Annotated in this window: 7 protein-coding genes and 2 pseudogenes; 1 reads left to right on the top strand and 8 read right to left on the bottom strand. The window is 42.0% G+C overall.

What is annotated here, in order from left to right; all coding sequences use genetic code 11:
- Positions 1-450: 450 nt before the first annotated feature.
- Entirely contained in the window at positions 451-7080 is a 6630-nt protein-coding gene (locus tag CKY02_RS12285; protein WP_112895500.1) for a Tc toxin subunit A-related protein, read from the bottom strand.
- 971 nt (positions 7081-8051) lie between these two features.
- Between CKY02_RS12285 and CKY02_RS12290 the strand changes: the two genes are divergently transcribed.
- Positions 8052-8771, top strand: a complete 720-nt coding sequence (locus CKY02_RS12290) for a class I SAM-dependent methyltransferase (RefSeq protein WP_112895501.1) — start codon at positions 8052-8054, stop codon at positions 8769-8771.
- Between the two features lie 21 nt (positions 8772-8792).
- Here CKY02_RS12290 and CKY02_RS26710 read toward each other — a convergent pair whose 3' ends face one another.
- The 7 genes and pseudogenes from CKY02_RS26710 to CKY02_RS12330 form a co-directional block, all read right to left on the bottom strand.
- Positions 8793-9110 (bottom strand): hypothetical protein, encoded by a 318-nt coding sequence (locus tag CKY02_RS26710; protein ID WP_146747432.1) that lies wholly within the window; start codon positions 9108-9110, stop codon positions 8793-8795.
- Positions 9076-9422 (bottom strand): annotated as a pseudogene (locus CKY02_RS26715) (type VI immunity family protein); the annotation flags it as partial. The pseudogene CKY02_RS26715 and the gene CKY02_RS26710, both read right to left, overlap by 35 nt.
- Positions 9423-9845: 423 nt before the next feature.
- Entirely contained in the window at positions 9846-11315 is a 1470-nt protein-coding gene (dtpB, locus tag CKY02_RS12310; RefSeq protein WP_112895503.1) for a dipeptide/tripeptide permease DtpB, read from the bottom strand.
- Positions 11316-11640: 325 nt separating this feature from the next.
- Positions 11641-12159, bottom strand: a complete 519-nt coding sequence (gene hpaC / locus CKY02_RS12315; RefSeq protein ID WP_112895504.1) for a 4-hydroxyphenylacetate 3-monooxygenase, reductase component — start codon at positions 12157-12159, stop codon at positions 11641-11643.
- A gap of 19 nt (positions 12160-12178) precedes the next feature.
- A complete protein-coding gene (gene hpaB, locus CKY02_RS12320; protein WP_112895506.1) occupies positions 12179-13741 on the bottom strand; it encodes a 4-hydroxyphenylacetate 3-monooxygenase, oxygenase component in 1563 nt (520 codons plus the stop codon).
- A gap of 1140 nt (positions 13742-14881) precedes the next feature.
- A complete protein-coding gene (locus CKY02_RS12325) occupies positions 14882-15628 on the bottom strand; it encodes an SDR family oxidoreductase (protein WP_112895507.1) in 747 nt (248 codons plus the stop codon).
- A 162-nt stretch (positions 15629-15790) separates the two neighbouring features.
- Positions 15791-15899, bottom strand: a pseudogene (locus CKY02_RS12330) (IS630 family transposase); the annotation flags it as partial.

Here is a 15899-nt window from a genome sequence, read left to right on the forward strand (position 1 = left end):
GTCAATAAAACATTTATGCTGGCCTGCATATCGAGGAGATAAATAAGGTTATTTATCTCCATCAAAATAAAGGCAACACAGGTAACGTCTGATAGCGGCCTGAAATTAGGTTGAAAATAACGGTAAATAAAAAACACCATTTAACTATCAACTATTTCGTAGAGTTATTATTTATTTAAATGGCTGTTGTAATGCAATAACAAAAATTATAATTACATCATAAGTAATATAATCAGTTAACAATAACCAAATGAAATAGTTGCATTTGTTACATGTTGCATGCTACGAAAAAGAAGAAGGTTGATATTTTATAGTAGGCAATCGGACGCACGAGGAAAGGAAATATCTCTGTTATAACGAGCGCTGGACAGGTTAAGAGGGCAGACTTGTATATTCGTGAAAGGCTCAGGCCCCGTTTAGGAGCCTGTTTTTACTATTTGATTGAGATGGTTATTGGCGGATGGTGTAGCGAATATGCAGAATAATATCGCTCAATGCCTGTAACATGGACTGCTGTTTGCCAGTCGCATTCGGGAAACTGAGTGTTAATGTGCCGGTATTGTTAATCGCTATCCCTTCAAACGGCAGAAATTTACCATTGTTAAAATCCAACTGGAACTGGCCGTTGTCATTGATCCCATGAGAGATCGCCAGTGATTTACAGCTTTCAGCTAATCCGGTTTCACTTCCTCCGTAGGACAGAATGGCTTGTACATCTTGGTATGGTCCTAACAGAGCTGGCAGGGTGACACTGATCTGTTTAATGCGTCGAATGTTGCCTACGCCGTTGCCTTCTGGGTAGTCATTATGTAGTGACAGTCCAGACAGTGAGATTTTGGCACCTAGTTGGCCGTTTTCTAATGTAACGGGATGATCGTCAACGGGTTCAGTTGTACCCCCTGCTAGCAGGGCAGAAATACGTGTTGCCAAATTAAACGATTTTGCTGGCAGTGCTCCATAGAGTTGCGCCAGTGAAATGGTCCGTTCTACTTCCAGAGCGCGTTGATCCCATCTCAAATAGGCATCTTCCATTTGTGCCAGATTCAGCATCAAGGTTTCACCAGCGAGTAGACCAGCATGTGTCCCTTGCCATGCGCCGGGTTTGATAAAGCTTGCGGCGGTATCATTAGTCTCCCAACGATAAGCCATTTCAGCCATCAGACAACGGGCTACAGCTAAATCGTAGAACTGGAAGTAAATGGCGGACAGGCGACCACGTAGCCAGTTAAACAGTGCCTGATTACTGAATTTACGTTGCAGGAAGACCAGTTGTGCGTGGGTTTGTTCCTGTTGGGTTTTCAGACTGGTTTTCTGCAACACCGCGGCTTCACGGCGTACTGCCAGCGATTGAAGTTGGGCATCGATCTGTTTTATCTCTGCTTCGGCATTATTACGTTGGATTTCCCATTCCTGACGGCGGCGGCGATAGATTTCAGATTGGCTGATTTTATCCGCTTCGGTGTTCATAACACTGGCGGAGAATTCCATGACATTACCTGTTGCTTCGGCAATCGCCCCCCAACGGCTGCCGCCATCAGCGAAACCAAAAATGTTGGGTGCCAAATCAAGCGCAGCTCCGGCCAGACGCGATGCTTGCAGGGCGGTGCTGAGGCCAGCAACGGAGGCATGCAATGTAATCACTCGGTTTTCACCTGCATTGATATTTTCATCGTATAGCTTTTTGTAGCTGTCAAAGCGTGATTGCGCCCCAGCTTTGGATTTTTCCAGTACGATTTTTTCCGCATCCAGCTCTTTAATAGTCTTATCTTGTATGCTCAGGTTGGTCAATATCAGTTCTGCCGCTTGATTCTGCAATAGCGTGTTTAAGGCTTCCGCATCCTGACGTTCGATAATATTTTGTAACGTGGAGCCGAACTGTGTTAACTGGCTTACCATACCGCGTGCGTTTTCCAACATCTGTGGGAAACGCCACAGTGACATAAATGACGTTGGTAACTTGCTTCCGCCTTGTGAGCTAGCAACAGCAGCACTGAGTAACGCTTTTGGATCTGCCGGTGTGGCATAAATAGGCAGATGCAAGGGCTGGCCGTCAATGGAAAGATTATGGCGTAGGTTATATAGCCGTTGTTCCAGTGTCTGCCAATAGTTTTGCATCACTTCATTGACCTGTGGCAAGAAAAGATCTGTCGGGTTGCTGTGCCGACTAATATCACCTTGTCGCAGGGCGGCCATTGCTTGGGCGTGTTCTTCTTGTTTTTCCGTTCTGGCGGCATCACCTAAACTTGGTTTACTCCACTCTAAACTGAACGATAAATCAAGTTTATCACCCAATAGATGCAGTGCTTGCATATACCACATCTTAGCTTCGTTAAGCGTATCTCGTTCTAACTGACGATAGGCGTAATCTCCACGGGCCAGCAACAGATCAAGGGTGCGCATAAAAGTAACGACTTTATAGTGCATTGGATCATATTGTGCTATGGCATCGGGATCGACCGAATCCAGTGGATCATCGTTCCAACTGGTATCTTCCAATAATGGGCGGACATTCCAGCGGTAGTGCTGAATCTGACCATGTTCAATATATCCTGATGGATTCCAGATATATTTCAGCCAACGGTTAGCTTCATCGAAGTTTTGTTCGTGCAGTAAACGCTGAACAATCAGCATCGGAGCATAATAGAACAGCTCCCAAAAATAGAGGCTATTAGCACCGCTGAAATCCATTGGTTCGGTTCCCAATTTATTTTCTGTAAAAATGGGAGCAATATTTCCCATATAACCTTTTGGATAATAACCTTGAAAATTAGTTTTATTAATAAACCAAAACTCTCCAATATATATTGGATCTCCAGAGTATTTTACAAATAAATAAATCCAACATTCGCCATTCTCCCTCTCATTTCCTGGCTTAGTACTATTACTGCCATTTATTACGGATATATAAGTTTTAGAAAGATCAATTAATTGAATTTCATCCTTTAATTCTCCCTGATAAATGATATTTTCTTCGTCAGGTTTTTCTATGTCATTGCCTAACATTATTGTGATATTGTTGCTGTTACCGTGAAGACTTGGGCTATATATTGGTAATGTTGCAATAAAATTATCATTCCATAAAGTAGGCTCCTGAATATTCTGGGTCTCTATATTCAGAATAGTATCAATTCCAGCGGTGGCGCGACTGACTAATTTACGGGCAAACAGGGTATTAAGACGAGTACGATAACCTCCTGATTGCATATACTGCGCTCCGTTTGTGTCGTGGTAAAGGGTCAGGATATTATTGTCACCTATTTCTACTGATGAAGAGATTTCATACTGGTTATTCACCGTAATGATACTATTGACTCCAATATCGATATCAAACTGGTTACGAATGTTAGGTATGTAATCTCCGAGATTTATATCTTCGGGTAATATATTTGAGGAGATATGTAGCCCTTTTATGGGGGCGTCTGTTGTATATTTATCCAGTGCATCCTGTTTTTGATAAAATATGACTAACAACTTATTGTCTTGGTGATTTGCACAGTAGAACCCTAGCTGCTTTCTTATTAGCTCTAGCTCTAATCGATCCAACTCCTTCTGAATATCCTGTTGGTTCAATTCCAGTTGTTTTTCCCTTACGCTTATCTCTGTCGTTGATTGCCCCTGTTCATTCAATTCTCTCTCCCATTGCGCCAGTTGTTTTTTCCGTTGTTCTATTAGCGGTGGCAATAGTTGCAATGATTTTAGTGGCTCTATAGGTTTTGGTGGACTTACTGGATTCAGTGGTAGGATTGGTTTTAGTCGCTCTACTTCTTCCTGCTGTTCTTTCAGTTTATCTTCTAATTGCTTTTGGTACTCTTGCAATTGGTCCAATAAATCTGATGTTTTTAAAACAGCAGATACTTTGTCATTGACATCAAAGGTTATTGGTGTATTCCAGGTACTGTCGTAACGGATATGTGCTAGTTTTAGTTCATAATAATAATCTTCGACGGTTTGATTATTATCTGCCTGTTTAGCAATTTTCTTCTGCTCCAGCCAGATCAGATACAGGCGAGATTGGAAAATTACCGGGCGGATAGTGTCTTTATAGGGATTTGTTGGACAGTCAATTTTGTGCCATTCACTCCAGGCGTTAGCAGGAAACTTACCATTGCTGAATTTATTGTGATCCACGCTACGCCAATAATATTGATTCGCTTCGGTTTTACTATGTCCGATAAAGTAGGTTAATCCCTGATTGCTATCGATGTTGTCATGATAGGCACTGACAATTTCCAGATTAGCCACCTGTTCGAATGATGTCAGATAAGACATAAAGGCGTCTTCTACCGTATCGGTATTTAATTGACTCTGGCTGATGGACTGCAGCAACGTATCCATCATTTTTGTTCGCCCGATGCGTATCGTCGGGTCGATGTAATTCTCAGGGTAGTAAATGAGCTTAGTCATGCCGGCCCAAGTGCTGTAGCGTTTGTTGTATTTATCCCAATCGGTAAAGAATGGTCGGGTGGCAACCTGCGAAACCGTGTTTCCCTCCATGTTTTTCAGTGCCCGGTTAATATACAGTTGGATGCTGGCGATAGCTTCCGCAATCGGGGTAGTTTTGCTGGCGGCGGAAACTTGGTTATCAATCAATAAATACTGGTATAGATCATCACGGTTTTTAACTTTTGCATCTGCGTTAGCGACCTTACGAATGTAGTACTCGCTTAATGCAGTACTGCGAGATTCATCCAAAAAAGTGTGCAAGGCGTTGGCCTGTTGGATATCTAGTCCGGCGGTTAATATGGTCGCTACCTTTTCCCATTGGCTATAGTCAGTGGAAGATTCTATGCCCAATACTTGCGCCAGTGTAGAAACATCTTGTGGAGAGATATTTAATTGACGCGCGATGTTAACCCATTGCAATAGGTTGTCGAGAGATGCCCAGTTGGAGAAATTAACTTGTGCATGAGTACTGGCTTGCTCCAGTAGATTTGTATCAAGATTCATGGCATCAGCCAACTGTTTGGCCTCTAATGTTCCCTTTTCAAATTCGGTCAGTACAGAAGAGGCGTTTTCACCTAGAGAGTTAACCCAGTCAGCAAAACGTGTCAGCTTTATCAGTGATAATGCATTGTGTGTTGACGCTGCTCCTGCGGTAAGACCAAAGTGTTGTGGTTTTGTGACAAACAGACGTAAGGTACTTTCGCTAAGGCCGATGGAATGATAAATCAGCGCTAGTTGTGCCAGGCATTGGCAATATTGGACGGCTTGTTCTTCTGTCTCAGTAGTTGATTGTTCTGGGGTGTGTTGAGATTGCAACCATTTCCAGAATTTTTTTGCTGTCATTGCACCAGAGCCGGGTTTTAGTTGATCTGCCCAAGTGAGCATATAGTAAGCGCTATTTTCAGACGGTAATTGCAGAGCGGCGGCGATATAGGGAGAGATCTTCAACAGAAGATTTGCCTCGTTTTCGCTGTTAAGGCCTTGCAAACCATTGTAGACAGCATCTAGCAGGTTTTGGATTTCTGGCGTCAGGGTTTTGTTATAGTCGGTGGTGGTCATCATAAACAACAGGTACTTATTCCATTTCTGTGTATGCAACCACTGGGTAACGTTATAAAGTTTGTCAATCAGAACAGACAGATTATCATCACTGATCCCAGATAAACTGGTTGATCCTTCACCTATGGCAATTAGCAGTAAATTCAGCTCGTTAACAGTTAATTGATGGACATCTGCTAGTAATTTGGTCAGATAGAGATAAGAAATATTAGTTAAGTTATTGATTATTTCTCCATTTCCATTGTCACGATGAGTCATCTTGAGTAATTGATAAAGTGATATATCATCGACATTAAAAGCACGTTTAAGTACCTCTTTTTGCTGGCTATCAGCACTGTTTTGGCTTAAATCAATCTCTTCATCTGAAGCGTAGAAATCCCGGCTATTTAATGGTGGGGTATTAAATAAACGATTAAATTGATTGGGGCTAGGGCTATAGTAGTCTTCTGAAATTGGTGCATTGCACAGTATCAATGCAGTTTCAGCATCAATATTGTAACGTTGCATATAGTATTTAACGCGAAATATTTTCTTTAATATCTCTGTATTGATGTCTGGTATGTCATTCAGTTCATCGTATATAGTAGGGTTATATTCTAGGGTGACTTCCATAGGTTGGGATATTGCGTGATAAGTTCTACTAGAGGCAATTTTTTTAAGGATTTCTGGTGCCATGTCTGTGGCTCGTGACACAAGAATAATCTTATTAAGCTTGAGGAGATAATATTGAGCGGGTTGTTGACTACCATACTCGGCATTCATTTCATTATGTATTCGTTCAATATTTCGTTGATTAATAGACTGATTAATTTCTTCATCAGTTAAGTTATAATAGATTTTTAGATATTCTAACGTTGCCATTAAAGAAGGCTGAATACCGTCAAAGTTTTTTTTATAGAGTCTTTTAATTTCCTCTTCGTCATCTGTAATTTTATCCGTTAGGATATTAAATAGTTCTGGAGAGATGGAAATATTAATCCCCAATAGGGAAGTTTGGTACTTCAGTTTAGCGATGGTTGTTTCTGGGGAAATATTGAATTGCTCAAATACCGGGGCCTGTAACTGAATAACCTTACGTACATTTTCGTAAGCATCGTGATACGGTATCGAACCAGTAGGACGAAAGGTTGATAGCGCTTTCATCACATGAGTATGGCCTTCCTGTCCGGCCTGCGTCTGAATCCCTTCCAGCAACACTTTATTAGACAGAGAAAGTGTAGAAACTTCATCATCCATATTTTGCTGACTGAGTATCAGTGATTTTAGATCCGGGCGGCGTTTATCCAGATGATAAATGGTATTTTCTGCGTGTAAATCCCGTGCCTGACGGTAAAGTTCAGTCAGATAAGCAGCGGGAGAGAACATGGAGGCAACTGCACCGGGGGCGACATATTGGCTGGCACGGCCACCAAATTTACTGTTATAACCTTGTTGATCGGCATGAGGCGAGGTTAAAGCAAGATGTACCGCATTTTGCAATTGAGGATTAGCACGTTTGAGGATACTCGCTTCATGCAGTCGGTTAGCTTTTTGTGCCTGTTGTGTCATTTCAGGGCGTTCTGGTGTGATTGTGCTCATGTTTATTCCTTTTAAATGTTAAATAAATAAGGTAGTTATGCTGCCTTGCGTATCATGGATACAATAAAAAAGTTATTGATATTCATTAAAATAAGGCAGCAAATATGACGTCTGATAACGTGCTGAAATAGGATGAAAATAACGGGTAGATAAAACGGTATCATTCGGTCATTAACTATTTCATAACGTTATTATCTATTGTTTCTCTAAATGCCTATGGGAATGCAATAACAAAATTTATAATTACGCAAATAATAATTAATTTTGTAAATGATAAAGTTATGAAATAATTACTATTGTTTTGAATGGTGTTTTATGGAAAGTAAAGTGATTAATATTTTGTGATGAGCGAAGAGAATAATGATAAAAAACATTATTTCGACTGTTTTATGGCCTCGTTTTTGGGCTGTTTTTAGGTAATTGTCAGATGGCATTCAGTGAGTTTTTTTCTTTTTGGTTATCATTATGGTAATTATCGCGACTGTATATTAATCTGTATAAAGTAGTTATTTTCAATGAATATGATTATTATTTTTAAAAACTATTTTTAGAATGATAATATACCAAATTAATTTTAAAATGCAGGATTCAAGTTGATTGAGTATATATACGAGAAACCTCCTATAAAAAAAGGAATATTGTGACTGGACTCAATGTATAGATAATACTCATATACACATAGTTGTATTTGTGTCATTTTGATATTGAATTTTTTTCACAATGGGGTTCTGGAGGAGCGTGATCAATTTAAAGAAAAAGCAATATTGCTAAATATGATTTAGGTATTGCAAAAACCAATTTATTATTTTAGGTTCTGTTAGACCTTTTATTTAACTCAGTTGTGTTTTTTCTTAGCAAAAACCGCCGTAAACCCTTGCCCCGTGCGGGCGGGGATATCAGGCGAAAAATCCGAAGGGCTTTAAAGAGCAATTTTTGGTTATTACTACACATATATGAATATGAGATGACAAATGAATACTGACTGGATGAATGAAGAGGTTTCAAACTTATTCGATCAATATGATGATTATTTGGAAGAGAGACTTGGGTACACACCGTTGATTGAGAACCTTAAGGAGAGCTTGGGGCAAAACATATCGGTTCTTGATTACGGTTGTGGTGGTGGGAAAGTGTCACGTCGGCTAATTGCTGGGGGCATAAAGACGGTAACGGGAGTAGATATCTCACAAACTATGGTGGACAAAGCCGCCAGCAATATCAATCGTGGCAATAGCTCTTATCATCAAATCAAAACTGGTGTCCTTAACTTCAATGATAATACTTTCGACGCAGCTATATGCTGTTACGTGTTCATCGGTAGCAATAAAAAGTCTGATCTTTTAAAAATCGCCAAGGAAGTTCATAGAACATTAAAACCTGGTGGTATTTTTTACGTATTGGATACTAATCCGGATTCTTGTGGGATTAAGTTCAGCTCTTTTATGAGCGGCGATCTAAATAAAAAATACAATGATGGAGAAATCAAGCCAGTGTATTTAGATCTGCCAAATGGAAGTATATTTAAGGTTTCAGATACGCATTGGCATAAAGATACATATTATGAAATCTTGAACAAGGCCGGGTTCAAAACTATTGAGCTTTTTGAACACAATGACGCGGATGCTTTAAAGGATACTGGAGATTTACGATGTTACCCCCCTTTTGCCATGTTCAAAGCTACTAAATTCTAGATGCTCTATACCCTATGGATTTCAAGATGCATCGCGACGGTAAGGGAACGAATCCCCGGGAACATAACTAACTTTGTGACCGGGGTGAGCGAGTGCCGCCAACAAAGAGGCAACTTGAAAGATAACGGATATATATCTGACCGATGGAATTCCTTGCTTATTACAAAAATGCCGGTGAGGGATTCCACATGACTGGTTTCGAAGGTAATTTAATATTGTTTTGACCGGTTCTGTACCTTCAGCATCAAAAGCCATCGCACCCTGAGCAAAGAAGTACTGCTTGCCCGGTAGGCTATCGGTTCGCCAGATAGCGAGGGGCTTCATAGAGATTTTTTGCATCACTAACATCCCATCTAGAAAGCTGGTTTTTTTTCTGATTTAGGATACCTTCTTCCACTTTGGCAATATTTTCCGGAGAATATTTTTTGAACCCTTTCAACTCATGAGTATGAAAACGCAGGTGAGTGCCAAATTCTTCACGAAAGCGGCGGTAGCAGGCCAGAATGCGTTGTTTTTTTCCTGGCTGTAGCCTTGTTTAAAAAACAGAGTAATCGAGAGACCCAGACGGGAAACAGTCAGCCCATCGCCATTGAGGAAGGTAAACGCGGCCAGTTGTGATCTTAACTGGGCAAAGTAATCTAAAGTTTTCATCATTTTCTCCATGAATTATGAGGCGGTGGCGAATGTCACACTCGCCAATGATACGCATTACACCAAAGTAGTCTTCGGTCGCAATCTGGATGTAATCTATTTCTTGATCTTCGGCAAGTTTATCGCCCGTAAATCTCACTTAAATAAACATTTTCAAATTATCAGGATGCACGGAACCATCGAAGTAAGGCCGGGCAAATGGATTACTGGATTGCGGTAAATTATCATGTTGGAAGCTGAAATTAATATTTAATAAATGCTTGAATAATAACATTTGTAGTGCGGGGAATTACAACGAAAACGATTAGCGATGATTAATTGGGGTTATGAAGATGCCCCCACTATCACTGGTGATTGAGTGGTGGGAGCAAGTCACACGATCGGTATTTTCTCCTTTGGCGAGGTTTTTTATTTTGGATCAAATCATATTTTTTGTTTTTCATTCATCATACGGTTCAGCCACGGCACGGTGACCGACATGATGATAGCGACAATGAAGGTAGCTATCCCAATTTTGCCAAATACGCTGGTATAGATTGGTAATGTTTGCAATGGGTCAGTAATACCTTTCGGTGCGGCGGTAAGGGCTGCGACATAGCCGCCGAGTAAGGAGGAAGTTGCTTGAGTTAAATACCACATCCCCAGAATAAAACCCATCAGGTACTGAGGAACAAGGGCCGCAATCATTGCCAGGCCCAATGCGCTGATCATCAATTCACCGATGCTTTGGAAAAAATAAACCAGAACAATAAACCAAGGGGAGGTCAAACCTTGTTCATCTGCAAACCACAAACCGGCAGCGGCGGCAGTGAGGAAACCTAAAGAGCACAGGAACATACCAACTGCAAACTTAGCTGGCATTGTGAGGTCTTTACCTTTAGCGCCCCAGTGAGTGTATAAGGCGGCGAGTATCGGGCTGGCAACAACTATCCAGAATGGGTTAAGCGCCTGGAAACTGACCGGATTAATGTCAAAACCAAGCAACTGATGGTGAACGTTATGGATGGCAAAGAAATTGAGAGAAGTTGGCATCTGAGCATACAGAATGAAGAACACAATAGCTTGAAGCATCAAAATGAAAGCAACAAACATTTTGTTACGGCCAGCTTTATCCTGCTTTAATGTTTCACGGAAGAAGATAAATACCACGATAGCAGATAGGGTAATCAGCACAATATTGGCTATTTTCACGTTGTGCATCAGCCATGCACAGACGTAAACCATCGCAACACTTCCTGCTAATACCATGAATAGGTTTTTATAGTTGATTCGTTGATGGTCGGGTTCAGAACCAATATTACGTACCGTATTGCGACAGAAAATATAGACTAACAAAGCAATAATCAGACCAATACCACAAATATTGTAGGTAACGGCATAACTAAATTTTTCCGCAATAACAGGAGCGAGAGCGAGTGAGAACAGCGAGCCGAGGTTGATTGACATGTAAAACAGCGTAAAAGCTCCATCCAGACGAGGATCTTTGGGTGGATAGCATTTAGACAGTAGGCTGGCTGGGTTAGCTTTGAACAGGCCGTTACCAACGGCAATCGTTCCCAATGCGTAGAAAATTAAATCAGGGTGTAGGATAGAAAGACCAGTCATAAAGTAGCCAATTGCCAGGACTATGGCACCCAACACAATGGTTCGTTTAGTTCCCAGTAAGTGGTCACCTACATAACCGCCAATCGAGATCAAACCATAAACTAACGCGGCAAATGCACCGAAGGTAATAAACGCTTGTTCCTGGGAAAATCCCAATTTTTGTACAAAATAGACAGCAAGAACGCCTTGTACACCGTAGTAGCCGAATCGCTCCCAAAGCTCGACGAAGAAAATCATAAAGAACGGCTTGGGTTGTTGTAATAAACCGATGGATGCGGGTTTATTCATAGTTGATTGCCTCTGATTAGCATTATTGGTTGAAATACACTCGGAAATGTACAGTGACATTCAGTGACATGATCTGTCGCTAAAGTGGTTTTTTTATGTACTTTATTCAAGTGATCGGAGGACGGTAGATTATTATATGGTTAAAATATGTTCCTGGTGGGCGATCACACTAATATAAAGATATTAGTATTGAATTTAATAGTATATTCATCAGGTGAATATCAAAAATAATCAGAAGTTTAATGGAAGTGTTGATAAAAAACGCTATTCAGGCCGTTCAAAGCCTGAATAGTGGAGGAACAATCACTGCCTGATGGAGAAGCAGTTAAACTGTGGCGGCTTCAATTTCCAACATAACTGGACGGAAATTACGCTTGAAATAGATGAGGCCGTGGCCTTGTTCGCTCACCGTGATATGTTTAATCTGAACCAGATACACGTTATGCGTTCCCACTTCTTGAACCTGTTCAATTTCACCTTCAAGGCTGGCGAGGGTGCCAGTTAACACCGGTTGACCTAATATTCCTTTCTGCCAGATATTCCAGCGAAAGCGCTCTTCCATGCTGACTCCGGTCATACCGGCAAAGTGACGTGCCATCAATTCTTGTTCGTGGTTTAAAATATTGACACACAGGCGGCCATTTTCCTGAAAAACTGTATTCATAGCACTGCTGCGGTTAATGCATACCATCAGCGTGGGTGGCGTATCGGTGATTGAGCATACTGCGGTGGCAGTGATGCCACAGCATCCGGCATGGCCATCGGTGGTGACGATATTCACCGCTGCTGATAGGCTCGCCATCGCATCTCTGAAACGCAGGCGATGTTCATTTTCTAAGGACATATTGGCCTCCTGCTACCGATTATTTCAGCAGCTTATCTAACTGGTTAATATCGTTATTGTTGTATAAATGTGGCCTACGCCAGCCATGCTGATCATAATCAGCAAGGCAGCGATCAACCATATCCATCATTTTTTTCATGTTGCCAGAGCCATGAGCATGGCGCAGACATTGCATCCGAATTTCATCCTGACTTCCGGCATAGTTGATTTCGTACAATTCGTGACGACCACCAAATTCACTACCAATGGCATCCCACATCAGTTTTAAAATCTTAATGCGTTCAACGTGATCGATACCGTTGGAACCCCGAACATACCGGGCGAGATATTTATCAATTTCTGGGTTATTCATATCACGTACACTGGATGGCAAATAAATTAGGCCGCTGGTGACGTTACTTTCAATAATATTTTTAATTTTCGTGTAGGCCATTGGTGCCATAACGCGATAAGTTTGTATTGCCTGAGTATCTGGCAGGTAAGCGCCGCCTTTCCACGGCTTGGCTTCTGCCCACATGGCATCACTCAGTGACCAAAACAGGTTACGCCAGGCAACCACTTCACCCAGGTTAGCCTGAACACCACGGAATTCTATCACGCCAGTGCATTCCAGGCTCTTTTGTAGCAGAGCGGTAATAAAATCCAATTTCACCGCCAGCCGTACACAAGCCTGTAATGGGAACAGACTAGTGAAACCCGCTTGGATGGCCCAGTTGCGTGCACGGTCAAAGTCGCGGTAAATCAGGACATTTTCCCAAGGGATAAGGACCTTATCCATCACCAGAATTGCATCGTTTTCATCGAAACGGCTGGATAAGGGATAATCGAATGGGGAACCTGTTGCGCCTGCCACCAATTCATAGGAGCCGCGGGAGATCAATTTCACGCCTTCCGCATCCATTGGCGCGACAAACATCAGGGCGAAATCAGGGTTATCCCCCATTACTTGCGCGGAGCCAAAACCGATAAAGTTATAGTGAGTCAGGGCTGAATTAGTTGCTACCACTTTTGCGCCGCTGACGATAATACCGGCATCAGTTTCTTTTTCTAGCTTAATATAGACATCACGTGTCTGATCGGCGGGTTTATGGCGATCGATTGGTGGATTGACAATGGCATGGTTAAAGTAAACGCCTGTTTCCTGAATACGTTTGTACCAGGTACGGGCGTTATCAGCAAACTGACCATAATATTCAGGAAATGCGCCGAGTACGTTACCGAAGGCCGCTTTATAGTCAGGTGAACGGCCCATCCAGCCATAGGTTTGACGTGACCATTCAGCGATAGCATCACGTTGTTGGCGCAGCTCATCCGCACTGCTAGCAAAGCGGAAGAATTTGTGAGTATACCCGCCGTTGCCGGTATCGGTATTCCAGCACAAGGTATCATGGGTTTCTGGGGCGTGCAGGGCATCGTACAACTGACCGATTGAAGCAGCAGAATTGCGGAATGCGGGATGTGTAGTGACATCTTTTACGCGTTCGCCATAAATGTAAATTTCGCGGCCATCTTGAAGGCTTTTCAGGTACTCTTCACTGGTGAAAGGACGTTTTTTGTCGGCGCGAAAATCTTCTGGTTTCATGTCTACCTCACAGTCGTCATAAAAAGCGCCTGTCTTGATATAATATATACCCGTCATCTTTCAAGTTGCCTCTTTGTTGGCTGCACTCGCTCACCCCGGTCACATAGTTATCTATGCTCCCGGGGATTCACTCCCTTGCCGTCGCGATGCATCTTGAAATCCATAGGGTATAATCAATATTGGCACATGGATGTTAATTTAATGTTTGTTTTGTGTTTCTTAATTGAAGCTTTAGAACGGCATTTCTTGAATAGATTTTCGGAAGGTTGACTGGTACTTTTCGTTGGAAAGGATGCTTTGTTACTTAAAGTGTGATCCAAGCGATATTTTTATGATTGTTATTTCAAGGTCTGTTTTTTTGTTGGCTGGGTTAATGAAGATGAGCAGGAGATTTTATACCTACAGAGCAACAGTTGTTGACCTATAGGTATTTTCATTTTAATAGGTTCTTTTATTCAAAAAGCCATGCCCGATAAGATTGTCTGCGATTTGAACCTTGAGGTTCAGTCAGTCCGCCTAATTGGGTGCGTCTTGGATGGATTTCGGTATTATTTTGTGTTTGATCCGTGGTTGAAATAAGCCTTGAATATAATTCCCCCCCAGTTATTTCCTGATATTTGGGTAGGACCTCTGTTAAATATATGGTAGCTTCCGTGCCATTGGCCTTCTGGTGGAAAGTTTTCGTGTAACCCGGTTATTTGCCCGCTTTGATAATCAAGAATTCAGACGAGTGTTGAGGTTGATGACGTCTGACAACGACCATATGACCGCCACCAGGAGAAATAAACCATTTTGTTGTTGAGATGGTGGCCGAGTATAAGCAAGACCTGTGAATTGACCGGGTTGCAAACTATTTCTCATAAAATGAAATGATTCATGCCAGCGTAGCTGTGCATCTGGATGATTGGAGGCTGTTCGAATTGGGTTGGTTCCTGCTGCTCTAAATAAACTTTCAATCTCAGTCAAGTTAGCCGTATTGGCCTGCTTTCAACCCAATCTATACCCGTTATCCTTCAAGTTGCCTCTTTGTTGGCTGCACTCGCTCACCCCGGTCACATAGTTACCTATGCTCCCGGGGATTCACTCCCTTGCCGTCGCGATGCATCTTGAAATCCATAGGGTATATACTTGTTTTAAATGTTATTTCCCTCCGGCCAGATCAATAAAATTTCCTGTTACATATGAAGCTTCATCCGACAGCAACCAGGCGATAGCCTGTGCCACTTCTTTCGGTTGTCCACCACGTTTCATTGGTAAGGAATTTTTCACCCGATCAACTCGATTTGGTTCGCCACCATCGGCATGCATATCCGTATAAATAAATCCAGGACGAACGGCATTGACCCGAATTCCCTGATCTGCCACTTCCAGAGACAGGCCAATAGTCAAAGTATCGATCGCTCCTTTTGATGCGGCATAATCTATATATTCGCGTGGTGCTCCCAGTCGGGATGCTGCGGATGAAACATTGACAATTGATCCACCTTGTCCCCCATGTTGAAAAGACATTCTTTTAACCGCTTCTCGTGCACAGAGAAAACTGCCTATGACATTGGTGGCAAAAATATCATGCAAGCGATGAGCGGTTAATTGTTCAATTGACGCTTGTGATTTAAGAATCCCAGCATTGTTGACTAGACCTGTTATGCATCCGAGTTCGGCATCAGTTTTTTGGAAGAGTTCTACAACTTGTTTTTCATCAGCGACATCGACCTGAATGGCGATAGCTTTACCGCCGATATTATGGATGATTTCTGTGACTTCCTGAGCTTGATCTTGATTGGTGTGGTAGCCAATACAAATGTGATGCCCTTTCTCTGCCAGATAAAAAGCTGTTGCGCGACCAATGCCGCGTGATCCACCCGTAATTAATGTAATTTTTTGCACAGTATTCTCATTTAAAGTTTTATACCCGTTATCTTTCAAGTTGCCTCTTTGTTGGCTGCACTCACTCACCCCGGTCACATCGTTATCTATGCTCCCGGGGATTCGCTCCCTTGCCGTCGCGATGCACCTTGAAATCCATAGGGTATATATACCCAAGAAACTTCAAGATGCAGTTTTTAGCACCTGAAAATGGTCGTTAATTCTAGACATCAGCGAGTCCGCTATATCCGGTAGCGTTGTGGTGAAAAATTTGAATACTTTGTCTCGAAAT

It is taken from the genome of Photorhabdus bodei (assembly GCF_003287735.1).
In the GTDB taxonomy this organism is placed as follows: domain Bacteria; phylum Pseudomonadota; class Gammaproteobacteria; order Enterobacterales; family Enterobacteriaceae; genus Photorhabdus; species Photorhabdus kayaii.